A 24354-nucleotide genomic window follows, 5' to 3' on the forward strand; every position below is an offset into this window, starting at 1 on the left:
TTTGTCGCCTCGCCGGGACCCGCATTTGGGCTGGCTGCGGCTTGTTGTCCATGCGATCAGCGGCTTTGTTCAGTGTAGCGTGACGCGCGGTTTTGCAATTTTGACAGCTGGTTTTGCAGTAACCAGTTTTTGAAACGCTTGTTTTTTGAAGCATTCAAGGAGCCTTTGAAGACCCTTCAAAGGGCGTTTGAAGGCCTTTCATTTCGACTTTGATTCGCTCTTCTCTCGCGTTCTCGAATATCGGGAAGAATGCGAGCGCGACGGAGTCGTGAGCCTCCGTCGCGCCGCGATTGCCATGGCCTCGATGTCCGGGCGAGGCAACGGCAAACTTCGTCTATCGTCTCAGCAGCACTTCGACGTATTTTCCGACTGCGATCGATGGCTCCAATGCGTCGGCGAAAACGAATTCCGGCAGGTCGGCACCCGACAAGACAAGGTCGCCATTCGCAGCGGCGGAGGTTACCGCAGTCCCGCCGTCGACAATGCCCAGATTGCCTGTAGAGGCAATCCCGCGCCCCTGGGCGTCGACGATAAGACTGTCACCCGCCTCGAATATTCCCCCGCTTTCCATGACGGCAGTCCCCGAGACGTGAACATCGCTGTCGATGCCGCTATCCGCTTGCCGTGGTGAAATGCCCAAAACCTTCTGCCCTTGGACGGTAGCTTGCGCGCCGTCGAAACCCACCGCTCGGCCGCGTGAAACGCTTCCGACCGGCGTAAAGGTCAAAGTGAGTGTCGCAATGCTCTGCATGCCCATTAGCGCATTCCCCTTCCTGGATTCGGATAGCGCTTTTCCGCTATACGGACGGCATCGGCGTAACTACCGCCATTGTGTTTCATATGCTGTCGCGCCAAACGGTCGAGCTCGGCGGAATATGGACTGACGGTGTAGCCTTCCGGCGCTTCGAAAAACTCATCATCATCAGGGATCTCGCCCACGGCCAGCTCACCTTTGATGAGAGGAACAGGAAGCTTCTCAAGGAACTCAAGGAACCATTTAACTTGGGTCTCCTTGGAAACTTCATCGCCGTCAGAGAACTCGAACTCGGCTTGCTCGTCCAAGCTTTCCGCGAAAGCAAGCGTCCCCTCCAACAAGCCAATAGGCAAGCGCCCTTCTTGCAGCACATTTCTGATCGTTCTTTCGACCTCCGCTCGCCGAAGCGCGCGTTCACGAGCCATCAAGCTGTGCTCCCGCAAAGCCATTAAACTTTCCTCCGCGAAGAAGAGGTCGTCGTCCTCCGAAAACTCTATCGGAGAGAGTCCTTTAACCGCCGGAGGCTGGGCACCCAAAAAACCGATGTGCCGGAGATAGGGAAGACCCGGCGTCGGATTGTTTTGCGCGTGTTTCGGATAGAAGGCGGCTGAAACCTTCTTGTATGCGCCTTGCTTCACCATCTCCTCGAATTCGGCGTTGACCTGGCGGGGGACCGCATGAAGCCCGTCGGGTTTTGCAACCACCTTGTCGACCCAGCCAAAGGCCGGCGCGTTTGTTTTCGGGTGGCCAACGACGATAGGAGCTTCGTGAAGCTTAGCGTCATAGGCTTGCGCGATCTCCGAGAGATCACGCTCGGTAAACTCAACGGAATGTCCACTGCGGGACAAATGCTTTCCCGCTTTGAAGAAATGGATGCTCTGCATTTCAGGCGTCTCCATCATCGACGGCGGCGGGATCAATGAACAGATATCCGGCTGACATTCCAGCCAAGACGGGCGCTCTTTCATATGTGACGCCGTAGATGTTGCTCTTCGTATTGTTGTCGTAATAGGGCTCTTCCACGAACGGGTTCGCCTTCATCGTGTAAGTGTACCCGAAGCTCGGCTCCTCGACGCCAGAAGGATTGCGGGGCGCATAGGCCAAGACGGCGTAATTTCCCCAGACGTCCGAGAATACGCCATTTTGGTCGGCGGTCATGGCCTGCCCCTCGACGACTTGGTCGAGCTCCAGCAGCTTCGCCAGAAGGTCTGCGGTAACCAGGTCCACATTGCGAAAACGGCTCGTGATATGTTCGTTGTTCTTCAGCGCGCTGAAGGCGACAGGGCCGCAGATCAACGTATTCGGATAGAGACCGCAGGAATTGCGGATAAGTCTCCGGGCTTCATCGATAGCGACCGTGGGTTTGCTCGTCGGGCTCGTCCACTTGTCTGCACCGCTAAGCTCTTCCTTGTTGTTCTCGCCATAGTTGTCCGGATTGGTTGCCAACTTGGCTTGGTCGTCTTCGAGCGTCAGCGTGAGCGCGTTCATCACTTTTGTTGTCGCACGCATGGCAAGGTCGATTTCGGAGACCTGCAAAGCGGCGCGGGCATATTCTCGGGGGATTTTGCTCTCCAGGCTGTCTTGGACGAGCGAATAGGGCTTTCCTTCATACCCGAACTCGATCCGCTTCGTCGCAGCGCCCGCTGCACGGCGAGCGTTGTAGAGCATGAAATCTTCCTTGCCGAACTCGATGACCTTGCCAGCCGTTTCAGTCACTTCGACGTGCGGAAAAAGTAGATGGCCCACGCGGCCCGGATGCTTGTAACCGCGCACATGATTGGTGAGAACAGGGTCGGCGACGCGGGCACTGGTGGCGTTCAAAGGCATGGGGCGTTTTCCTGATTGAGGTTTGGCGATGTGATCTAGAACCCTGGGCGGGGTGTTCTAAGTGATCGGCGTTTTTTGATACCGAAGCCCGTGGAAACGGAAGAGGCGAGCGTTGCCATCAAACGTCATCCCCGGCGTGTTCAAAGTAGAAGTCGACGCTCTTTTTCCATTCTTTCATGGACTTATGCCGTCGCCGTTCAATTGTTTCTTCACCCACCAGTTTTGACCGAACCGTAACGTCTGCCATTCGTAGAGTGCGGGCGATTTGGCAAATACTCTCGCCTTTTGCACGCAGGTAACGCACGAGAAAATCTGTTGCTAGTGGTTTGATTCCAACGTTTGGAACCCTCGGTTTCGTGCGGTGATGATGTCCTCGGGATCGGCTTTCCAGACAAATGGCTTGGGACAGTCAGCATTGTATTCGCGCACGAAACGGTTGATTGCGGCCTGCAGATCGACGACGGAATGGAAGACCCCGTATTTGAGCCTTCGCCGTGTGAGTTTGGCGAAGAAGCCCTCGACGGCGTTGAGCCAGGAGCAGGATGTCGGGGTGAAGTGGAAGGTCCAGCGCGGATGGCGGGCGAGCCAGGCGCGGACCTTGTCCTTTTTGTGTACGGCGTAATTGTCGAGGATGACGTGGATGGCCTTGTCTTGCGGCACCTCGCGCTCGATGCGGTTGAGGAAGCGGATGAACTCCTGATGGCGGTGGCGCTGCATGTTCTGGCCGATGACCGTGCCATCCAGCACGTTGAGCGCGGCAAACAGAGTGGTGGTGCCGTGGCGCTTGTAATCGTGGGTCATGGTGCCGGCACGGCCCTTCTTCATCGGCAGTCCGGGCTGGGTTCTGTCGAGAGCCTGTATCTGTGATTTCTCGTCAACCGACAGCACCACGGCATGGGCCGGCGGGTCGACATAAAGACCAACGATGTCGGTGAGCTTTTCGGCGAAGGCTGGATCGTTGGAGAGTTTGAACTGCCTCCAGCGATGCGGGCTGAGACCGTGAGCCTTCCAGATCGCCTGAACCGTCGAGGCCGCGATGCCGGCGACCCTGGCCATGGCGCGCAGCGTCCAGTGTGTTGCCTCGTGCGGCGGCGGTTCCTGCGTCAAGCGGACGATCTCGGCAACACGCTCCGGCGGGACCGGCGCCTTGCCGGGTGGCCGGGACCGGTCATGAAGCAGGCCGTCGACGCCCTCATGCATGAACCGCTCCTGCCAGCGCCACACACAGGTTTTCGACTTGCCGGTCTCGGCCATGATCGCCGAGGTGCCCAGACCATCGTCGCTCAGAAGGATGATACGTGCCCGCCAGACGTGCTTCTGTGGGCTGTTCGGGGCCGCGACGATGGCGCTCAATCGCTGCCGGTCGTCGGGAGATACCGTAAAGGAAATGTTGCTGCGCATGCCGCAGACTCGCACATCTCAAAGCGGTTGGGAATCAACCAACGGACTCCTTTGATCCGATCAATCCACTAGCGGAACGCGATAGCACTGGCCGTGGTAGATTTCGGTCAGCTTAATCACATTCTCACGCCCGACAGTTTTGACGACGCTCGATCGCTCGGAAGGATTTTTGGAAAAGAAAGCTGGTGCCCCGCCATGCACAAGGAACAACTTCGCTGCGGCATCCATACCGATGGCGTCGATAAATGGATGCAGTTCTATCGGTATCCGCCACTGAATGGGGTTTCCGTTCTTGTCGGGAAAGGTCAGTTTCATGACCACAGCATGAAACAGTCGCAAGCGTCCTTCTATTCACAAGATGCTTGTGAATGGGGCACGGCGGTATTGGTCGTAAGAGGCACGGTGCGCTCAACGTGCGGGCAGGGTCGCTGTGCTCGTTGCGCAAAATGCGGCAGAGGGCTGCACAGACGGCCTTCACCTACATTGCGGCGGTACCATGCCGCCCGGAGCCGCGAAACCCTTCCAGCGTCTTTGAGAAGGCCTTGAATTGCATTCTGTCACTGGTGGATGCTCTTTGACGTTTCATATCCCCGCGAAGTTTCCACACGCCAAGGAATATCGCTCCAATGGTGGCCGTTCTCCAGGTGATAGTAAACCCAATCGAGCTCTTTGGGATTTAGCCCCCGGCAGAACTTGATGATAGCGTCGTCCAGCGGCAAACCTGTGGCGAAAAGTGCATCGGCAAGTTTCGGCGGAAACCATGCCTGAAGCTGGTGTATTCGTGCCCGGTCCTTCAGTTCCTTCTTGCGCGCGCGCTTCTCACGCTGGCGTCGTCTCTCTTTCTTAAGCTTTTCCGCATCTCGCCCGGAAATGTATTCTTCGCGATGCGCATCCTCATTGGCCTGAAGGGACCGTACCAAACGTTCAATGAAACGTTGTCGGTCTCGCTCGTCCTCCTCAGCATATTCCGCCTTGATTTTTTGAATTTGCTTGTAGGTGAGGTTTACGGAGAGGTTTGCAAATGGCTCATCCAGGAGCTGCCATAAGGGAGATCTGGACCGCTCATGCGGGATGACCTCAAATCGCGGCAGCTCTTCCGGCCAGGGATCGATTGGCTTTTTCAGATAGCCATATCGATCAAGCATCGCCTCTCTTCGTTCAGCCGGCAATTGATTGAGAAGCGCTTGCACATGAAGCTCCTGCCAATCCAGGTGCTCCATTCGACCAATCGACTTTCGTTCCGTAGCTGGATCGGCAGCACGCAATACCGCTGCAAGGTCGGGGTTGAAACTCAGGGCTCCGGCAATCGCCGCCTGTTGAGCGGAATTCAGCTTCGCGAGTTTTGCCAGATATGTCCGATCCCGAACATACTCACTGCCCCGAAGCGCTTCGCGAAGGGTTTTATGGATCGATCCATACTTAAATAGGCGATGAGCCGTTCTTTTCGATATCCCAAAAATATCATTTAAGTCATTGAATAAATTTGGAATTTCTTGATTGTTAGCTTCATCTATCAAAGCGCCATTCTGTCGCTTTGATTTTCGATCACCACCGCGTCTGACAGGACCGTTTTCCGCTTCCCATAGCTCGCGAAAAGCCACGACATACTCTGCCTCTTCCAACGCGTCGAGCGTAGGCATCGCCAGATTGTCCGATATCGATAGCATAGGCGCGTCCGCCTTGCTGCGCAAGACAGCCTCGATTTCGTCACGGCCGAGGAGTTGCATCGCCCGCAAGCGACGGGCTCCGTAGATGAGGGTGTAAGGCTTCCCGTTTGCTCTGGCGCTGCTAGCATAAACCGCGATGGGGCTTTTCTGCCCTTCGCTCTTGATAAGCTGCGCCAAGCCATGGGCGGCCGCTTCGCTGATCGGCCGAAGGTAGTCTTCTGGCACATGGATTTTGTCGACAGGGATCGAGAGCCGCCGATCAGTCATATATCCAGGTATCCCCTTTCCTTCAGCCAGTCGGTTACGACCTTCTCAAGAAGGGATGACGTCGAACGCGTGTCGTCCTTCGCCGCTTTCTCAAGAGCGGCTTTTGTCTCCGGCGGCAATCTGAAGGAGATCGGCAAGCTTTTTTGCATTATTTGTAGTTATCCGTAGTTGACGCAAATCACTGCGCTACATATAACTACAAATGCATCAAGCAAGCAAGCGGCCCGACGAGGAAGGTGGAAGCTCCCGCGTCAGGCCTAACCACAGGCAAAGGAGAGTCCCCATGCCCGCAGCTGCGCAAAGCTATAGCAGCCCGACGCCGGAACGTCAGCAGTCCGGCGAAATCAGTATACCTTCTCACATCGCCGACAGTTTCGATGATATTCGTTGTATGCTGGAAGCCTTCAATGCCATGAACAACGCTATTCTTTTCACGGGAACGGATCATTCAGGCATCAGCTACGGCGTTCACCGGCTTCACGATCTAGGCCGTAGACTCGTAACGCTTTAACCATAGTCGCACAGAGAAGAGCTTGATTGCCGCGAGATAGTTGTCGGCGCGTTTGTCGTAACGCGTTGCAATTCCACGCGCTTCTTTGATGCGGTTGAAGAACCGCTCGACGAGGTTTCGATAGCGATAGAGGAACGAACTGAAAGCGAAGGTCTTTTTTCGGTTTCGCTTCGCCGGGATGTTGGCGAATGCCTTCGCCTGAGTTGCCGTGGCGCGGATGGCGTTGGTGTCATAGCCACGATCTGCCAAAAGCGTCGTTCCGGCATGAAGTCTGGTGAGCAGATCTTCGGCGTAGCGACAATCAGCATGCTGACCTTCTGAGAGGCGAAGATCAATCGGCAGCCCATCGGCATCGACGAGAGCGTGGATCTTCGTTGTCAGGCCGCCTCTGGAACGTCCCATGCTTCGATTGGCGCCCCCTTTTTACCGGTGGCGCCATGCTGATGCACGCGAACACAAGACGAGTCGATCATCTGAATATCGCCGTCGAAGGCGGAAGAAATCGCCGTGAGAAGGTGATCCCAGACACCAGCCCGCCGCCAGCGGACAAAGCGATTATAACAGGTGGTGTGAGGGCCATAGCGTTCCGGAACATCGGCCCATGGGCTGCCGGTACGAAAGCGCCAGAGTATGCCGTTGATCACACGGCGGTCATCGACCCGCGGTACGCCGCGGCTGTTATTGGGCAGAAGCGGCTCGATCACCGCCCACTCGAAATCCGTCAGGTCAAAACGTCGGCGCATCAATGGTCTCCTTTCCAGAAACCATTGAATCAAGTCATCGCACCCATGTGAACCCCATTTATGGGTTTACGGCCTAATAGAGGACCGGTTGGAAGAGACGGTTAAAGATGTACACACATTCGCAAAGAAATTGGAACTAAGCGCAGATTCCAGAGCGGACCAAGGGCACCCCGACAAAACCGGCTTTCTTCTGATGATGCGGTTGATCACACTCACTGCTTCGGTTTGGCGAGAGACCGGCCGTGAATTTGATGAAAGTGATCCCGCCTGCACACTTGCCGTCACCGACATTGCAAGCGCTATTTGCAGCAGGATCATGTCCAGGTTAGAAGATAAGAGTGATTTGCTAGAGGCTGGAGCCCTTTTGCCTTGGGCTGAAGGGCAAATTCGCGAGGCAGTCGCTCAGAGTGCCGAAGAGCCCAATTCCCTTGATAGCATCACTCGCCGTCTTACGTCGAAGGAAGTGGTTCGTAAGGCTTAGGTACGCAAACAAACAAGAAGCAGGGGGACGCGGGACAATTTCGCGTTCCTTTATTGTCAAAACTGGGCGTTCATTTTTGGAGTTATCAGCCGAGCAAAATTACGTCACCGTATGAGAACAATGAAAGCTAACGGTGACCGACCTCATGACAAAGCCAGCTCCAATCAATCTCTCCAACGCCCACAGTAACGTCACGCCTGTTTGGTTATTGACCTACTGGCGAGTACTGCGTGGTCCGGCGAATGGCAATTACGCTTTAGCCTGGACAGCGTTAAGTGATCACCTGCCACCGAACACAACGATGCCAACAATAGAAGAGGCTGCTTCAATTCTCGCCCAACACCACCTGGTTTGATTTGACAGCAGCTACCGTGCCCTCCGACGCGGCGTTTGTAGCTGGTAAAGGCTTTCGCGAAGCGCATCAAGCCATTGGTCATCATACCCCGAAGACAATACGACACTCGAATTTCGCTGAAAGGAAATCGCTCCTCTAGCAGAGCTAAATCTTAACTGTACTTTCTCCAACGAATATGATGCCGGGGCAACAAATTTGATCGCTGCATCAGCAACTTCGCCGCTACCTTTGACCAGGACTTGACCAACAACACCATCAGCTACCGCGATAGACCCAATTTGTATTCTTTCGATCACACCGAACAGGCCCACAAGGTTTCGGAAGCCATTTGCCCATGCCAACGGATCGATGTAGGCCTCTTCTATCGAAAACCGTTGATCCAATGCTTCCGCAAGCCGACCGATCAGTCGAGAGTTGCCCCTCTTGGGGTCGTGCATTTCTAAACTATTAGTTTCTGGTGTGATCCGGAATTTAGTGCGTAGGTATTCAACTATCTCATATGATTCTTGATTTCCGAAAGGATCGACTGCCTCATGTGTTATCTGCTGCCTTTGAATAAGGCAGGCCTCAACATAATTGGAGCGTAGCTGTTCAACTACAAACCCATCAGGTGCACCACTTTCGTAAGGCCTCTTCCTGAGGAGTGTGGCAATCGCGCCAGCATCAAGTTCCGTATGTAAGCCATACCAGCGAATCCGCATTAGCCATTACCTTTCGAGGGAGACCGCTCCCTACGTATCTCCGCGAGCACATTTTTTGCTGTTGTCTCAAGCCGAGAAAAAAGGGCCTTTCGAGTGGCGTCGTCAGGCAATTTGAAATTCTGCGGGTGGGTGCCAGTTCTGACTGAAACCCTTGAGTGCCTCGCCCTATATTGGAAGCCAGTGCCTTGCTGAGCACCTTCAAATAGAGCTTCGAACTCAACTTTGTCGAAAGGATGCTCAGTTTGGGTAGCCGTCCACTTGATGGCCGTAATGAAAAAGCCATCTTCCTCCATCTGCCTATATTGTTTAGATACCAACAAATCGCTACCAGTGAGCGCTACGTTCTCAACGAGGTGGGCTAAAGCTTTCTCAACCTCTTCTTTCTCGACACTTTCCTCTTCTTCGTTCTCGTCTACATCGATATCTTCTGAATCAAGCATTTTGGAAGAAACCTTAAGCCTTGTGACCGTATCTACTTTATAACCGGCCATGTTTCCAACGATCTTGACAAAAAAACGAGTTCTCTCTCTGGGGGTGAGGTCTTCTACCGATATGTGCTCTTGAGGAATCGCCGTTTTCTTTTTTCTTTCAAGCTTCTCAATCAAACTTTCTACAAGCTCCCGCCCTTTGTCACTTCCTGGGAACCGTATTACAACTCCGTCATCGCCGATTTTGAAGTCTAGTGTAGCCACCTTGTCTTGTCTTTGCGCAAGGGTGGTTCGGGAAAGGTCAAACTCACTGTAGGCGACGGAGGCGACTATCGCATCCTTCCTTTTCAGAGGTATCTTGACCTCTTCGCTTTCCCCCTCGGTGTTAGCGTATTCCTGAATGACGTCTTGGATCTCCGATGGCGAGAGCTGCATTTTGACAGTGATTGAGCTCGTGCGTTCCCGCCGCGTGCCTGGCTCGGCGTCTTTTACCAAGTCAATAACGTCTTCCAGATCATGAATGGTTGTCGAAATATAGTTGGCCAGATCAGCGCGACTCGTGTCTGGGCCGAAGAAGACGCCACGTTCTCGTGAAAGCTGATGAAGGACACGATACGTGATCCTTTTCTTCGACGAAAACATTAAATCGTAAAGCTCTTTGTCGCTTGCAAAGAGTCGCAGATGCTTACCCTGCATAATTCATTCCCATTTCCACCGTAGAATAAGAGGTCAAAATTTCTGGGACGTGTGAAATTTTTATTTTCGAGAGCCGCTTTGCAAGATCGGTATGGTGGTTCTCACCGGGAATAAAAGCAAGGTATTCCTGAATCGCTTTCTGAAGATTTTGTCGTGCTTCACCGTCATCCGGCTGAACTTTAATGTCAATTCTCGTCTTGTTTGCGATCAACTCATGTTGCCGCATATAATCAAGCAAGTACATTAAACCTTCCAAGGTTGTTTTGCGGCGGTGAAAAATCACGAAACCCTGACGTGCTCCGTCTTCGTTAAAATACTCCATAATGATCCAGGGCGACTTCAACATTTCCATTGTTGCAGCACGGGCATGCTCGCTTCGTACAACTGCATTTCGGACGAGCTGAGGATAAAAAAAAGCACAGTACTGCCTCGCCGGCAGGCGTTTGTCGTCATCGTCGTCGCCCCGCATTTGCTGTATCTCGCGAGCAACTCTTTGCAGCCAATTGATCTCCTCTGGTCCGAGAACATAGAGGCGTAACTTTTGCCGCAGTCTAATATCCTCAGCCCGAATGTCCGAGATCAAACTATCGAATGGCTTATGAAAGTCCCTGTCATGATTATAGACAAAAAGGAGCCCCGAAACCTCGAACGAGGTACTCGGATGTGCGTAACGGTTCTGCCAAGTTTCGCTAATATCGGCGCAGGAAACCTGCTCAGCAAGGCTGAACAGCGCGCTCTTTATAGATGCACTTTTGATGCTGTCCTTGCTATAGCTTTTCAGATCGCACTGAATATACCGCCGAACATTTGAATATGGCTCATCATAGTAAAAGACAACATCTGTTGGATGGGATTTCGTCCCGTGAATTTCTTGTTGTTCGCAAGGCCAATTTTCATTCATCGGGCCAGTTGTCTGCCACAAAAACTCTGCAAAAATCTTGCTTGCAAGATCTTCCGCCATTTGCGCCCGGTTTACTGTTTCCGCCATTGCTAATACCCCGAATCACGACTCATGGACCTCAGATAGGATATTAAACAATGTATGTTATTAAGAGTACCCAATGCAATTCTAGCACCCCTGACCTGAGACCGAAAATTAATCCCACGCGACGGACACTTGCAGGTTCGAAAACCTGAAATTTTCGGCAATCGCTTTGATTTCTTTGATATTTTTTTAAACATGCAAGCGTCTTGCATGTTCGGTTTGGATTTTTGCCCGACCTGGCCGCCGGAAGCCGGCTGGGCGGATATTTTTTGAAGCCCTTTGAAGGGCATTTGAAGCCGGTCCGTGAAAACGCCCCTGCAGCCCCTGAAGCCTTATATCGCAGGCGCTCGGCGGGGGACGGGCCGGTTCAGTTCCATAAGCAAGCTTATGGTGCGCGTGACGGACGCTTCTGCTTTCACGCCTTTTGAAAAGGGTTGACTGGGGCCGGGCCATGATCGCGCTGACGGTGGCAGTCTCAAAACCTCAGCTGTCAAAGGCGATGCCCGCCGCTGCCGACCGGAATACTTGCAGATCGCTTGAGAAACAAGGCATTCGCACGGCTTCCCGCCTGTTTTCGCCTTTTCCCGAATATTGCAGTCTCATCTGTCAAACAACATTCAGCCAGGCGAAGCATCATTGCTCGGCCGATCGGCGTGTCGCGCGGATCGGACACGAAGCATCCGAACTCGTCGCTTATGACACTCCATCTGCGCCCGGCGTGTCGGGCTGACCCGAACTCCTGTTCCAGCGCAGGTTCATGGCGCGGTCGAGCCAGCCGAGACCGGCGAGCGCGAGCCCGAGTCCGATGAAGGAAACCACGCGCAGGAGGCCTTCGAGGCCGGAAATATCCACGAGGAAGACCTTTGCGATTGTCAGGCCGGCGGCGGCCATGGCGACCTTGCGCAGGACATGGGAGCGGCGGGAAAAACTGACCAGAAGCAGGGCTGCGCAGACGACCACCAGCGCGATCGTGTAGCTGTAGAGCTCGGGCTGGGTGACGCCCGGAACCGAAAGATCATTGCCGCGCCAGAACCGCCTTATCTCGCATCCGACATAAAAGCCGGCAAGCAGGCTCGAGACGCAGATGAAGCCGATCCGCAGCCTCCGTCCGAGATTGCCGATCTTCCAGGCGCCGATCGCCAGCACGGCGGCGAGCGGCAGGTAGCTGAGCGCCAGACTGTCGAAAATCGCCGGCCCCGTAACCAGGTTGAAGCGGAACAGCACCGGATTTGTGATCGTCAGCGGCACGGCGATCAGGGCGGTGGCGATCAGCCCGAACAGCACCGCAAGCGCCACCCTGAAATGCCGAAGCCACCTGCCGGTCGTCGGCAGACGGTTGATCTGGGCGAGCATGGCGATCGCCATCACGGCGGCAAGCAGCCCCGGCTCATCCGGCACCAGCCGTTGCAGCAGCGCACAGGCAAAGACGGCGGCAATTGTCCATGTGGTGGTCTCGATTGCGACCTGCACGGATTGGCGCGGGCGCAAAACCGTAAGTCGCCAGCCGATATAGAGCAGCGCCAGCGTGCCGCCATAGGCCTCGACGAATGCCAGCCATGAGGTGCCGCTGGCCACCGCCCAGAAAAACCCGGGACTGGCCACCAGCCGGAAGGCGATGATCGCAAGCGCCACCTTGGTGAAGACGCCGATAAGGGCAAGATCGAAACGCCGGTCGAGCCAGATCGTGAGGATAACCACAATGCCGAGCGCCAGTGTAAGCGCCGTCTGGGTAAGCACAACGAACAGCGCCAGCGCCAGCATCGAGAGCGCGGCAATGGCAAAAAGCGCCGCGCGCAGCTGACGCCCGGCGCTATCTGCGCTCCGCAAGCTCCGATCCGCCAGAACAGCCATGATCGCCGAGACCGCGAGAATATGGAGGCTCCAGAGATAGTCCCCGAATGCCGCGGTCGGCGACCACAGGAACTGGAAGATGAAAGCGCTTGCCGGCGCAAACGTCGCCGCACCCAGCGCGAATCCGAAAGCCGCACGGGCGTCGCCGCCGGATCGGGTCATCCGCCAGAAGGCCATGACAGAGGCGATTGCCGACAGGACGAGCGCCAGTGTGATGAAGGATGTCGCGGAGGTCGTCACTGTCGTGGACTGCCGGGCGGCGGCGAAATGGCTGAAAAGCGGTCCGTATTCAACAGCCTGCAGGACGGGCACAGCCAGAAAGGCGGCAGCGGGGAGAAGCGGGATATCCTTCAGCGCCTCCGCCCGGTACATCCATATCAGCGAGGCGCCGAGAACCAGGGTGATGAGCGTGACGGCCACGTTCGCCTCCGTCACCGACGATGCATTAAGAGACAGGAGAACGCCTGCGCCGCTGACGAACAGCGTCATCGCGGCGACGATCCGGGTCGGGAAATCGGCGCGCGGCCGGAGACCCGAAAGGGTTGCCAGAACCGTCTGGCCTGCATGCGATGGCACGAAGCTCTGAACCGGAATGATGACGGCCACCAACCAGGAAAGCGCAAGGAAGGCCGCATAATGGATCAGGCCGCCTGTCGTGACGTAAAGCAGGGTGGCGGCCGTCGCGGTTGCGATCAGCACGATGGCGGATACCCATGCCCAGCGCTTCACGCTGTCGACGGCAAGGCCGGCAATGGCGATGAATGCGAAATAGTAGAAGAACAGCCAGCCGCTCTCCGCTTCGCCGCCGACGAGAAAGGGCGCAGCCGTGGCGCCGATAATGCCGACGGCGCTCAGCACCGAGCCGTATAGCCAGCCGAGCGCCACCGCCAGAATGCTGACCAGAACCAGCCCGGCAAGCGTCGTCTCGGGGGAAACCAGCCCATAGAGAAGACGGGCGGCGAGCACGGCGGAAAAAAGCGTCACCAGCCCCGCCCCGGCAAAGACCGAGGGCAGGGAGCGTGTCGATGCGGTTGTGTCGTCACCGTAGCGGCGGCGGAGCGCCTCGCCGGCGCCGACCAGCAGCGCTCCCAGCAACAGTGCCCCGGCGACACGCCAGAACGGCGTCAGAAGCCCGTTTTCAACCCCGTACTGAACCATGAAGATGCCGCCCAGCGCCAGCGAAAGCGCCGCAAGAGCGATCGTCCAGTTCTGACGAAGCCATTGTCCGAACTGCCGCATGAGTGTTGCGGTAAACACAAAGGCCCGCGGAGGTCCCTTGACGGCGGCGGATGTCTTTCCGGCGTCTTCCGGCTTTGCATGTTCCGGCGGCACGATGGTTTCGGCTGCGGACGGTCCCAAACTGCCGGCGGGCATACCAGTTTGCGTTTTCGCGGTGCCGTCTGTTGCGGCAGCAACATCCTTTTCCGCATCGCCCTGGGTCCGGCGCTCCAGCATTTCCAGCCGGTCACGGGTTTTCCGCTGCTCATCCTCCAGACTCTTGAGACGGCTTTTCACCCTTGCGTTCGAAATCGCCAGCGCCAGGAGGAGGATAACAAGAAGCCCAAGAACCGAAGACATATCAAAAACATTCCACTTTCAGGATAATGCGACAGCTGTAACGGAGATCACCGTCACCGTTAAGCGCGAACTTGCAGTTGCGCATATGGCGAAAATGGGAAGCGGCTAAAACTATGTTCTGGAATCAACTGAAATGGCTGTTGTCAGGGTTCTGCGCCTTCAGGAGCAATCGCCCGGCAGCGAAATGATCAAGGCCTGCCGACAAGCCTCTTCCTTCAGGCATCGGACAATCGTCTTGAGGGCGGCATCGCCGGCCGAATGACCGTGCCGTCAACCTTTTTGAAGCCACAGCGCGCTCCCGAGCAAGGGTTCGCTCTCTACGCATTGCGAACGCCACTTGCACGCATGCCAATGTGGCCGTTCAGGCGCTTATATCGGCGGTCAGTGCAAGGTGAGGTGCAGGCGCTCGGCGATAACATCCCCGAACATATAGGGTCCGATGGTCCAGACCGTGGCCCACAACAGGCCGCCGACGAGATTGGCGGCGAAAAACGGCGGCCAGCGCATCCCCATGGAGCCCGCCGCAATCCCGTTCAACTGCCTGAGGATGACGACGAAGCGGGCGCCGACCACGACCCATGCGCCGCGTCTTTCATAAAGTCCCTCGATCCATTTCTGGCGGTCTTCCGTCATTCCGATGAAACGTCCATAGCGCAGGATCAACGCCCGGCCGCCAAACCGGCCGATCAGATAGCCCGTGCTGTCACCCAACACGGCAGCGCAGACAACGACGAAAAATATGCCTCCGATTGACAATTGTCCGTCGGCTGCCAGCAACGAAGCGCCGATCAATGCGCTTTCGCCCGGCAGCGGCGCGCCGAGCGATTCGAGATAGATGATCACGAACAGCGCAAACAGACCATAATGGTGGAGATAGGGTTCGATGAAGGTGATCGACTCTCGAAGAAAATTCGCCATGGGGACCTGCTGCCTGATGACACCGGCATGCGTTTCAAAGCCGGTTTGGTTGGTCTTGTTTGGTTGGTCATGGCTCACCTTGCCCGATTTCCGTCCCTGACGCCACAGCGCTCTTTCGCCTGCGAGGCCAGCGTCGTCGGCGCGAGCATTGACCGGCTCTGGTCGCCACACGCGCCATGGAAAAACGGAAGGTTAACGAAACGTAATCCGTACAAAAGACACGTTCTGCCAATATTTGGTGTTTCCCAATCCGGGACCACCGGATTCCTCTGTTATGGATCGGAATTCTCATTGGCCAAGATTCTCTGTGTTTTCGGCACCCGCCCGGAGGCCATAAAAATGGCTCCTGTGGTTAATGAGCTGAGACTTGATAGCGCTATCACAACCGAAGTTTGTGTCACCGGCCAGCATCGGAGCATGCTCGATCAGGTGCTGTCGCTGTTCGAAATCAAACCGGATTTCGACCTTTCGGTTATGGCCCCCAATCAGGGGCTGAATGCGCTCTGCGCGAAGATGATCGCGGGTCTCGACCAGGTGTTCGAGCAATCGCGGCCCGATTTCGTCCTTGTCCATGGCGATACGACCACGGCAATGGCGGCGGGCATTGCCGCCTTTCACCGCGGCATTGCCATCGGCCATGTCGAGGCGGGCCTCAGAACCTACGATCTTTCAAAGCCCTGGCCCGAAGAAATGAACCGGCGCGTTGTCGATGTCATGTCGGCCTATCATTTCGCTCCGACCCTATCGAGCGCGCGCAATCTCGCGGGCGAGCATCTTCAGGGCACGGTTGTCGTTACCGGCAATACGGTGATCGATGCGCTGACGGAGATTGCGGCCCGCATCCGCCGCGACGCCGCCCTGCGGGCCCGGCTGGACGCCCGTTTTCCGTTTCTGGATTCCGAGTTGAAGACCCTGCTTGTCACCGGGCATCGCCGCGAGAGTTTCGGCGGCGGATTCATCAATATCTGCAAGGCGCTGCGTGAACTCGCCCGGCGCGAAGACCTGCAGATCGTCTATCCCGTGCATTTGAACCCGAATGTCGCGGGGCCGGTCAAGGATATGCTGGGCGGCCTGAACAATGTGCATCTGATCGAGCCGCAGGCCTATCTCGAATTCGTGTATCTGATGGAGCGCTCCCATATCATCCTGACCGATTCGGGCGGCGTGCAGGAAGAGGCGCCCTCGCTTGGAAAACCTGTCCTGGTGATGCGCGACGTCACCGAGCGACCGGAAGCGCTTGCGGCCGGAACGGTGAAACTGGTCGGAACCGACACGGACAAGATCATGCGCGAGGTCGCCCGGCTTTTGGACGATCCCCGCGCCCATGCACTCCAATCCGCCGCCATCAACCCCTATGGCGACGGCAAGGCCGCGCAGCGCATCGTCGATACGCTGGCCGGAAGAACCGTCATTCCCTTCGCTGCGGGCGCCGCCCCGCATGCCCGCCCGTATGCAATGCAGGCTGCTGCACTGAGGACTGCCACGAAATGAAGAACAATAAATCCGTCCTGTCCAGGAACGCCATGATCGCCACCCTGCTTGCGAGCACTGTGGCGCCAGTCCTGCTGGTCCCGCAGGTGAGCCATGCCGGCGCCATCGCGGATACGCTTGCGGCAAGGGCCGAGGATCGCGTGATTACCCGCAAGGTCACGCTGGAGGAACTCGGCATCGGCACGCCGGTGACGCTTGGATCAATCGGGGCCGAACACGATATCTATATCCCCGTTCCTGCGGGCGTCGAACTGATCGACCCCACGCTTTATTTCGAAGGCCGGTATCTGCGTGCGGATGGCGGGCAGACCACCTACACCCTGTCGGCCGACAATCGGATGCTCCTTGCCCGCTCGCCGACGGATGATGGCGGCACGGCCGATATCAAGGTCGGCATTGACGGCGCGGCGCGCGACAATGGTTTCGTTCATCTCAAGGTGAACTGGTCTTCCTCCACCGGGCAGTACTATTGCGACGATGCGCGTTCGATCGGCAATTTGCTCGAGATCGAGCCCGACACCTATCTGGAATACGGCTATGCCGCCGCCGCGGTGAAGGATATCAGCACGGCATGGTCGGCGCTTCCCGCGGAAGTCACGCTGCTGGTGTCGGGAAACCGTCTCGACAAGGGCAGCTATGATGCCGCATGGCGCATCGGGACCGCGCTCCAGCGCGACGGCAAGACCGTCAGGACCATCGCCTTGCCGAAGGTCGGCGACCGGGTCTATACCGCGGCGCTGACGGTGCCGCCATCGCTTGCGGGCGTTCCGGCCTTCAAGGCCTTTTCTGGTGGCGGCGAGGTCCAAATCGCCAATGAAGCCGAGATCGGCGCGCTGATGCTGCTGGACGCTCCGCAATTCAGCGCCGATATCGCCGTCGCTGACGACGCGATGGCGCAGGCGCTGAAATCCGCGCTCGATGCGGTTTCCGCGGAACTCGTTGCGGCCGATGGCGCAGCCGTCGCCGCGGTCGCAACCGCCCGACAGGATCTCAACTCGCTTGGCCAGACCGTCGGTTCGGATACCGTCGGGCTTCGCACGCTTTCGGGCCGGCCGGTGATCGCGATCTCGCCGGATGCGGCCAATGCGGCCGTCGGCCTGTTCAATACGTTGTGGCGCCAGTCGGCGGTGTCGGGAGACCTCACGCTTGCCGCTGCGGCGATGCCATCGGGGGAGGGCAACGCCATTCCGCTTGGTGCGCTGGGCAAAGCGCCAAGCCGGCTTGACGTTGTGGCAAAGGGCGACTGGTCCACGAAATTCGACCTCGGCGCGGCTGCACCCGGAAAGGTGCCGAGCCGGCTCGATATCAACGTCTCGGCGGCCCCCGGTGCCACCGCGACGCTGCCCGTCGCTTCGGTTTCGATCAACGGCTATCTGCTGGGAGCCAAACAGCTGAGGGCCGACGGCACGCCCGAGCGGATCTCGGTCGACATACCCGCCTATACCCTGCTGCCGCGCAATGTCGTCAATGTCGAGTTCCAGCGCCAGCCCGCGAGCGACCAGTGTCGCGAAGTCCCGCAGGCCTATCCCGCCGCGGTATTGCCGGACAGCCGCGTCCTGTTCAAGGACGCGCCCGCCGCCGATAATTTCACGTCGCTTGTGGCAAGGCTTGCCGGCGATAGCGAGGTCGCCGTGCCGGCTTCATGGCTCGACGATGCGCTCAGGACATTGCCGACAGTGATGAGCGTGGCCGACGCGGCGGGCGTTTCGCCGGCGCGCGCCGAACTCGCGGTTGTCGATACGGCCACCGCCGCGGTGCCGGACAAGCCCTTCCTGTTCTTCGATATCGCGCCGGAACAGGGCTCGCACCGCATCACCGTGACGGGTGACAATATCCGGATAGATTCCGCGCGCGGCGAGCGGCTTTTCGATGCCACGGGGCTCTCCGACGTTTCCGTTGCCGAGGCCGTGCTCGACCAGAACCAGCCGGGGCTTTATTACCGGACGGTCGGCGCCGGGGCCGACCTCAGCAAGCCGTTCAGCTTCGGGCAGGGCGATGTGGCCATTATCGGCGAAAGCGGCGTTCTGACGGCGCTGAACGCCGGCGGCAACACGATCTACGCCGCGTCCGGGGCGCAGCGCGACGAAAGCGACGGCTCGACGCTGCGCTTGATCACGAGCCCGAAATTCTGGGTGGAACAGGCGCCATGGGCGCTCACCACGCTGATCATCGGCGGCTTCATCCTTCTTGTTTTGCTGGCCGGGATCGCGCGCCGCAGGAATCGGGACAAGCAGGACTAGGCCGAACATCATGCAGCTTTACTGGCCATTCCTGTTCGCCGATTATTATCGGCTGCTCGAGGATTTCACCGCGATCGTCGCGGTGATCATCCTGCTGTCGTGCCTCGACGACCTTTTCATCGACGCGGTGTTCTATGCGCGGGCGATCAAGCGGCGGTTCGCGGCAAAGCGGCACCAATACCAGCCGCTTCAGCCGGAACAACTCTATAACCGCCCGGAGCAGCACATGGCGATCATGGTTCCGGCATGGCTGGAACACGACGTGATCGCGGCCATGATCGAGGGCATGGTGCGCACGCTCGACTATCGCAATTACACGATTTTCGTCGGCACCTACCGCAATGACAGCGCCACGATCGACGAGGTCGAGCGGATGCGCAAGCGGTACCGTCAGCTCGTCCGCGTCGAGGTTCCCCATGACGGTCCGACCTGCAAGGCGGATTGCCTCAACTGGGCGGTTCAGGCGATTTTCGCCCATGAGAAGAAACACGGCATCACCTTCGCCGGCACCATTCTTCACGACAGCGAGGATGTCCTGCATCCTCTGGAACTGCGTTTCTTCAACTATCTTCTGCCGAGAATCGATCTGATCCAGATTCCTGTGAACTCGCTGGAACGCAACTGGTACGAGCTCGTCGCCGGCGTATACATGGATGAGTTCGCCGAATGGCACGGGAAGGATATCGTCGTGCGCGAGGTCCTGTCGGGGATGGTGCCGTCTGCCGGCGTGGGAACATGCTTCTCGCGCAAGGCGCTCCTGACCCTTTCGGCCGAAACCGACAATCAGCCGTTCAACACCCAGACGCTCACCGAGGATTACGATATCGGCGTGCGCCTTGCCGGGCACGGCATGCGCTCGATTCTCGCGCGGTTCAGCGTCGATTACAAAATCCGGCGCAAGAGCTGGTTCGGCTTCGGGCCGGAGCGCGAGAAGACCGTGCGCATGCCGCTTTGCGTACAGGAATATTTTCCCAACAAGTTCCGCACCTCCTATCGCCAGAAGGCGCGGTGGTCGCTCGGGATCTGCTTTCAGGGCTGGGCCTATTTCGGCTGGTACGGCTCGCTGGTCGACCGCTATTTCCTGCTCAGGGACAGAAAGGCGATCGTGACCAGTTTCGTCACCGTTTTCGCCTATCTGCTGGCGATCCAGTATATCGCGTTCCAGCTCGCCATCAGCCTCGGTCTGTTTACCACCACATATCCGCCGCTGCTTTCGGTCCATGGCTGGGTCGGCGTGGTGCTGATTCTCAACGCCATCGCGCTGGTCCTGCGGGTCGTGCAGCGCTTCTATTTCACATCGCGGTCTTTCGGCTGGGAGCACGGATTGCTGTCGATCCCGCGCATGGTCGTCGGCAATTTCGTGAATTTCATGGCGATGGCGCGCGCGCTCAAGCAGTATGTCGCTCACCTTGTGACCGGCAAGCGGCTGGTCTGGGACAAGACCATGCACGACTTTCCGTCGGGCGACGGGCTGGTGGAGCGCAGCGCCAAGCTCGGCGATCTTCTCGTCACCTGGCAGGCGATCGACGACGCCCAGCTTGATGAGGCGCTGGTGAAACAACGTCAGCAGCGCCGCCCGCTCGGTCGTATCCTGCTCGATGAGGGTTGGCTTCAGGAGGAGGTGCTGGCCGAAGCCGTGGCCTTTCAGGCGAGGCTTGAAATGCGGGTGATCTCCGAGGACGACGTGTTGAACGCGCGTGGCCGGCTCTCCACCGATCTCTGTCTTCGCTTGCGCGTCGTTCCGTTGCAGGACGCCGGCGACGGGCATTTGATGCTGGCAACAGCGGTGCCGCTGGAGCCGAAGGCGCAGGCCGAGATCGTTGCGGCGTGCGGCGAAATTCCGCAATTCTGTATCGTCCGCGACAGCCAGATCACCGCCGGTCTCGACCTTCTTTGCGAACGGGATGCCGCGGACGGCAGACCCGTTTCGCGTTTTCTCAACGACGAACTGCCGCGTCTCGGCGATATCCTCGTTGAAAGAGGCGATATCTCCATGGAGGCGCTGCAGGCGGCCCTGGCCGATTATTCTCCCCAGCGCGACGGGCTGATCGGCGCCTATCTCGCCGCCCGGGATGCGGTCTTCAACCACGCGATCGAGAATGCGCTGGCAGAGCAGCGCCGCAGGATCGAGCGCCTGCGCGAGAACCAGAAGGCCTCGCCACTTCACCCTGTTGCCGGAAAGGCGATATGAACATGGCCGCGATAAACACGATACGCACCTACCGCAATGCCGTGTCCCGGGTCGCGCTTGCGGCAGCGATTGCGGCGATCGCCCTTTCCATGGCCTCGCCTTCCGCTGCAACTGATGATCAGGCATCGCCGCCGATCTCGCAGAGCAGCCCAGCCTATCAGGCCGCCGATGCGGCTTATCGGGCTTATAGCGCGGGCGATTATGACAAGGCGGTGGAGGAGGCGGAGAAGGCCGTTCAGCTTGCGCCGGATCATGATGCCTACAAGACCCTGCTGAAGAATGCCGATGCGGCGCGCGACCTTGAAAAACAGGAGAGTGACACGGGCGAGGGAGAGGCCGTTTCCGAGATCAGTCCCGGTTATGAAGCCGCCGATGCTGCCTACCGGGCCTATTCCGCGGGCCAGTACCGGAAAGCGCTGGATGAGGCCAGGAAGGCCGTAGCGCTTGCGCCGGACAATGCGGACTACCGCAAGCTTCTGGACAACGCAGAGGCCGCGGTCAACCGGCCGCCCGTCGCCAAGGCGAACCCGGCCGCCATACAGGCAGATGCGGCCTACGCCGCCCAGCGCAAGGGCGATCTGGCAGGTGCCATTGGCCATGCCCGCAAGGCCGTCCGCCTTGCGCCCGGCAATCTGTCCTTCCGCCTGCTGCTGATCGATCTGCTGAACGGTAATGGCGACAGCGCCGCCGCACTGACGGCAACGGATCAGGCGATCGCGGCGCTCGGCGAAAACCGCGAACTCCTGCGCCGGCGCGGCGTGCTGGAGCAGATGAGCGGCGATCAGGCCGCGGCGCTTTCCGATCTTTCCCGCGCGCTGGAGTTTCCCGGCCCGGCGGGCGCGGAGCGCCAGCTCAGGCTGGATCTCGCCGCCGCCGCGATGGCGACCTCGGACCCTTTGCTGGCCTATCGGACGTTGCAGCCTTTGGGCGACGATGCCGGCTACAGCGTCTGGCTGCAACGCGGCAATGCGTTGACCGCGATGGCGGATTATGACGCCGCCGACAGCGCGTTCGCGCAGGCAGGCGCGCTGGCAGGGACCGATATCGAGCGGGCGGGCGTTGCTGCAGCCGAAATCAGGCTTGCATCCGCTCAGGACGGCAAGCGGCAGGCGAGGGCGATATTCTCGCAGGCCTCCGAAGATGGCACGCTCGCGCCGCTCGGCTCCGCCGATATCGCCTATCTCGCCGCAAACGTCGGCAACAGCGACATCGCCTATCAGGCTTTCAAGGATGCCTATGATCAGGGCCAGCTGAAGGGCGCGCAACTGATCGACGCCGGTTATGCCGCCGTCGGGGATTATCACAACACGCAGGCGGTGGCGCTGTTCAAGGAGGCGATCGACCAGGCCGATGCCGGCATATTCGCGCTTGACGAGGTGCAGCGCTTCAATCTTCGCCGCCAGATCGGCGACGTCTCGCGCCAATGGGGCGCCTATGCGAGTTTGATCTATGGCACCAGCGGCATCTCGGATGGCTATCTGTCGCCGGCAGCCTCCGCCGGTGAGGTCATGCAGGTGGGGACCGAGATATACTGGCGTCCGCCGATGTTCGGCTATCGTGACGGGCGCACGGTCGATCTGTTCCTGCGCCAGTTCACGACGCTCTACGATTCGCTCGACGGTCCGGTGGGTGCTTCAACCACGCAGGGGGCGGCGGGTATCCGGATCAAGCCGTTCTCCGATTACAATTTCATTGTCGAGGGCGCGCGCTACTTCAAGATCGGGCGCGACAGCCGGGATGACTATCTGCTGCGGGCGGCAATCTCGGGCGGGTTCAACACCGACCTGATGCCCGCGCGGACTTCGTGGTGGACCGGGCAGTATTTCGGCGAGGTCGGGCGCTATCTTGAAAGCAACCAGAACTTCGCCGACGGCTATGCGCAACTGGGGCGCAGCTTCAAGCTCGGCGGCGACGACGGAAAGTTCGTCCTCACGCCGTATCTCGGGATCGCCGCCGACTACAACAGCACCGATGCCAATGAATTCGCGCTCGGCGCCGGCCCCGGCCTCAAACTCAGCTACTGGTTCCGCGAAACCGAATACCAGGCGCCGATGTCGCATATCGACCTCAATGTGCAGTACCGGGCGCGTCTCGGCGGCGATGACAGGGCAAAGGGGTGGTTTGCAAGCCTCGGCCTGTCATTTTGACGCAGCAGGCGGCGCGGAGACGCGCAGACCCATCAGTTGCGCGCCGATCGGCAGCAGCGCCGCGGCCTGGGCGAAGCCTTGCGGGCCCAGAAGTTCGGAAACGCAGAGCGCGGGTTTGAGCACCGGCCGGCGGTTTGCGATATCGTGGGCGTCGAGGGTGACCGCGCCAAGCAGCGCCTCAAGAACCGAGCGAGGCAGGAAGCCGCCGATCACGATCGTGTCCGGATTGAACAGCTGGACCACGCTCGACAGCGGCTCGGAAAGGCGGTGCCCGCGATCGCCGATCCATTCCAGAAGCGCCGGATCGCCGCCGGCGTGCAGGTTTGCGATGAAGCGCTCGTCCAGCCGTTCGACCGGGACGGCGAGATGGCGCGCGAGATCGGTGAGATTTGGGCGCGGCCCGGTTTCGGGAATGAGGGCGCCGATATTGGCGGCCTGATTATAGGCGCCGCGAAATATCCGGCCGTCCATCACCAGCCCGCCGCCGACGCCGTAATCGAGCGTGAGGTGGAACACGCAGCGGCGGTTGCCGTCCGGCTTGTGCGCCTCGTAGCCGGCGGCGCAATAGGCTGCGTTCTCCCAGAAATGCGGGAGACCGAACGTCGTGCGGATGGCCGAGGCGATCTCCATCAGCGGCAGGCCAGCCTGGCTCGGCACGATCTCGAACAGGCTGCCATCGTCGCGAACGATCGCCGGAACGGACTGGCCGATGCCGATGACCGGCGCTTCTGACGCGGCCAGGAGTTCGCCGATATCGCTGACGACCCGTTCGACGATCCCCTCGAAAGGGCCTTCGCTGGCAATGCAGCGCTTGCTCCTCCCGCCGAGATCAGACAGCACCGTGACGCAGTGTCGACGGGTGACGTAGACCCCGATGCTGTGAAAGGCGCTGTCGTTGAGCGAGAGCTTGATCGGCGGCTGCCCCCGGTCGCCTTCACCGGGCCTGCTGCGCTCGGCGGCCACCAGATTCGTTTGTTCGAAAGTACCGACAGCCTTCGACAGCATCGATTTGGACAGGCCGAGACGGGCCGCGATTTCGACGCGGCTGCGGCCGGGATTGAGGCGGATGAAGCGCAATACCGACTTTTCGACCTCGGTGAGATTCAATTCCTGTTTCAAATG

At 58.6% G+C, this 24354-nt stretch carries 21 protein-coding genes; 7 read left to right on the plus strand and 14 right to left on the minus strand.

Annotated features, from left to right (window positions below):
* Nucleotides 1-334: 334 nt before the first annotated feature.
* The 7 genes from HQ843_RS16455 to HQ843_RS29785 form a co-directional block, all read right to left on the minus strand.
* Complete coding sequence (locus tag HQ843_RS16455) at nt 335-757, minus strand: DUF2190 family protein (RefSeq protein ID WP_180897307.1); 423 nt, start codon at nt 755-757, stop codon at nt 335-337.
* Nucleotides 757-1638 carry a hypothetical protein gene (locus HQ843_RS16460; RefSeq protein WP_180897306.1) on the minus strand — a complete coding sequence of 294 codons (882 nt, stop codon included), beginning with the start codon at nt 1636-1638 and terminating at the stop codon, nt 757-759. The genes HQ843_RS16455 and HQ843_RS16460 overlap by 1 nt, the downstream gene beginning before the upstream one ends.
* 1 nt (nt 1639) lies before the next feature.
* Nucleotides 1640-2581: a major capsid protein gene (locus tag HQ843_RS16465; RefSeq protein WP_180903253.1), complete on the minus strand. Its 942-nt coding sequence runs from the start codon at nt 2579-2581 to the stop codon at nt 1640-1642.
* A 318-nt stretch (nt 2582-2899) separates the two neighbouring features.
* A complete protein-coding gene (locus tag HQ843_RS16470; protein ID WP_180899062.1) occupies nt 2900-3982 on the minus strand; it encodes an IS630 family transposase in 1083 nt (360 codons plus the stop codon).
* Nucleotides 3983-4042: 60 nt separating this feature from the next.
* Nucleotides 4043-4297 carry a hypothetical protein gene (locus tag HQ843_RS16475; protein ID WP_180897303.1) on the minus strand — a complete coding sequence of 85 codons (255 nt, stop codon included), beginning with the start codon at nt 4295-4297 and terminating at the stop codon, nt 4043-4045.
* Nucleotides 4298-4539: 242 nt separating this feature from the next.
* Nucleotides 4540-5916 carry a ParB/RepB/Spo0J family partition protein gene (locus HQ843_RS16480; RefSeq protein ID WP_180897302.1) on the minus strand — a complete coding sequence of 459 codons (1377 nt, stop codon included), beginning with the start codon at nt 5914-5916 and terminating at the stop codon, nt 4540-4542.
* Entirely contained in the window at nt 5913-6065 is a 153-nt protein-coding gene (locus HQ843_RS29785; protein WP_246716329.1) for a ribbon-helix-helix protein, CopG family, read from the minus strand. The genes HQ843_RS16480 and HQ843_RS29785 overlap by 4 nt, the downstream gene beginning before the upstream one ends.
* 134 nt (nt 6066-6199) lie before the next feature.
* On the opposite strand from HQ843_RS29785, the gene HQ843_RS16485 reads away from it, so the two are divergent.
* Entirely contained in the window at nt 6200-6427 is a 228-nt protein-coding gene (locus HQ843_RS16485) for a hypothetical protein (RefSeq protein ID WP_180897301.1), read from the plus strand.
* Here the strand turns inward: HQ843_RS16485 and HQ843_RS16490 are convergent.
* A protein-coding gene (locus HQ843_RS16490; protein WP_246710122.1) for an IS5 family transposase occupies nt 6401-7173 on the minus strand; the annotation gives its coding sequence in 2 pieces (ribosomal slippage) (nt 6401-6843 and nt 6843-7173; 774 coding nt in all). The two genes, HQ843_RS16485 and HQ843_RS16490, sit on opposite strands and share 27 nt — an antisense overlap.
* 85 nt (nt 7174-7258) lie before the next feature.
* Between HQ843_RS16490 and HQ843_RS16495 the strand changes: the two genes are divergently transcribed.
* The gene (locus tag HQ843_RS16495; RefSeq protein ID WP_180897300.1) at nt 7259-7651 is read left to right on the plus strand and encodes a hypothetical protein; all 393 of its coding nucleotides are present in this window, start codon (nt 7259-7261) and stop codon (nt 7649-7651) included.
* Nucleotides 7652-8017: 366 nt separating this feature from the next.
* Here HQ843_RS16495 and HQ843_RS16500 read toward each other — a convergent pair whose 3' ends face one another.
* Genes HQ843_RS16500 through HQ843_RS16510 form a run of 3 tightly spaced genes read right to left on the minus strand, consistent with a single transcriptional unit; the run spans nt 8018 to nt 10819 of the window.
* Nucleotides 8018-8707 carry a hypothetical protein gene (locus HQ843_RS16500; protein ID WP_180897299.1) on the minus strand — a complete coding sequence of 230 codons (690 nt, stop codon included), beginning with the start codon at nt 8705-8707 and terminating at the stop codon, nt 8018-8020.
* Nucleotides 8707-9831 (minus strand): hypothetical protein, encoded by a 1125-nt coding sequence (locus tag HQ843_RS16505; protein WP_180897298.1) that lies wholly within the window; start codon nt 9829-9831, stop codon nt 8707-8709. Before HQ843_RS16505 ends, HQ843_RS16500 begins: the two co-directional genes overlap by 1 nt.
* Nucleotides 9821-10819 (minus strand): hypothetical protein, encoded by a 999-nt coding sequence (locus HQ843_RS16510; protein WP_180897297.1) that lies wholly within the window; start codon nt 10817-10819, stop codon nt 9821-9823. The genes HQ843_RS16505 and HQ843_RS16510 overlap by 11 nt, the downstream gene beginning before the upstream one ends.
* Before the next feature lie 448 nt (nt 10820-11267).
* Between HQ843_RS16510 and HQ843_RS16515 the strand changes: the two genes are divergently transcribed.
* Nucleotides 11268-11546: a hypothetical protein gene (locus HQ843_RS16515; protein WP_180897296.1), complete on the plus strand. Its 279-nt coding sequence runs from the start codon at nt 11268-11270 to the stop codon at nt 11544-11546.
* Here HQ843_RS16515 and HQ843_RS16520 read toward each other — a convergent pair.
* Both HQ843_RS16520 and HQ843_RS16525 read right to left on the minus strand, forming a co-directional pair.
* A complete protein-coding gene (locus HQ843_RS16520; RefSeq protein WP_180897295.1) occupies nt 11510-14245 on the minus strand; it encodes a DUF2339 domain-containing protein in 2736 nt (911 codons plus the stop codon). The genes HQ843_RS16515 and HQ843_RS16520 overlap by 37 nt on opposite strands.
* Nucleotides 14246-14626: 381 nt before the next feature.
* Nucleotides 14627-15139, minus strand: coding sequence for a DedA family protein (locus HQ843_RS16525; RefSeq protein WP_180902163.1), 513 nt, complete (start codon nt 15137-15139; stop codon nt 14627-14629).
* A gap of 315 nt (nt 15140-15454) precedes the next feature.
* Here HQ843_RS16525 and wecB point away from each other — a divergent pair, with 315 nt between their 5' ends.
* From wecB to HQ843_RS16545, 4 genes are read left to right on the plus strand one after another with little or no spacing between them, the layout of a single operon-like run.
* Nucleotides 15455-16654: a non-hydrolyzing UDP-N-acetylglucosamine 2-epimerase gene (gene wecB, locus HQ843_RS16530; RefSeq protein WP_180897294.1), complete on the plus strand. Its 1200-nt coding sequence runs from the start codon at nt 15455-15457 to the stop codon at nt 16652-16654.
* Nucleotides 16651-18894: a cellulose biosynthesis cyclic di-GMP-binding regulatory protein BcsB gene (locus HQ843_RS16535; protein ID WP_180897293.1), complete on the plus strand. Its 2244-nt coding sequence runs from the start codon at nt 16651-16653 to the stop codon at nt 18892-18894. The genes wecB and HQ843_RS16535 overlap by 4 nt, the downstream gene beginning before the upstream one ends.
* A gap of 10 nt (nt 18895-18904) precedes the next feature.
* On the plus strand, nt 18905-21085 hold the full coding sequence (locus HQ843_RS16540; RefSeq protein ID WP_180897292.1) for a glycosyl transferase family protein: 2181 nt from the start codon (nt 18905-18907) through the stop codon (nt 21083-21085).
* A gap of 2 nt (nt 21086-21087) precedes the next feature.
* On the plus strand, nt 21088-23232 hold the full coding sequence (locus HQ843_RS16545) for an NfrA family protein (RefSeq protein WP_180897291.1): 2145 nt from the start codon (nt 21088-21090) through the stop codon (nt 23230-23232).
* Here HQ843_RS16545 and HQ843_RS16550 read toward each other — a convergent pair.
* Nucleotides 23224-24351, minus strand: a complete 1128-nt coding sequence (locus tag HQ843_RS16550) for an ROK family transcriptional regulator (RefSeq protein ID WP_180903255.1) — start codon at nt 24349-24351, stop codon at nt 23224-23226. The two genes, HQ843_RS16545 and HQ843_RS16550, sit on opposite strands and share 9 nt — an antisense overlap.
* Between the last annotated feature and the right edge of the window lie 3 nt (nt 24352-24354).

It is taken from the genome of Martelella sp. NC20, assembly GCF_013459645.1.
Lineage (GTDB): Bacteria > Pseudomonadota > Alphaproteobacteria > Rhizobiales > Rhizobiaceae > Martelella.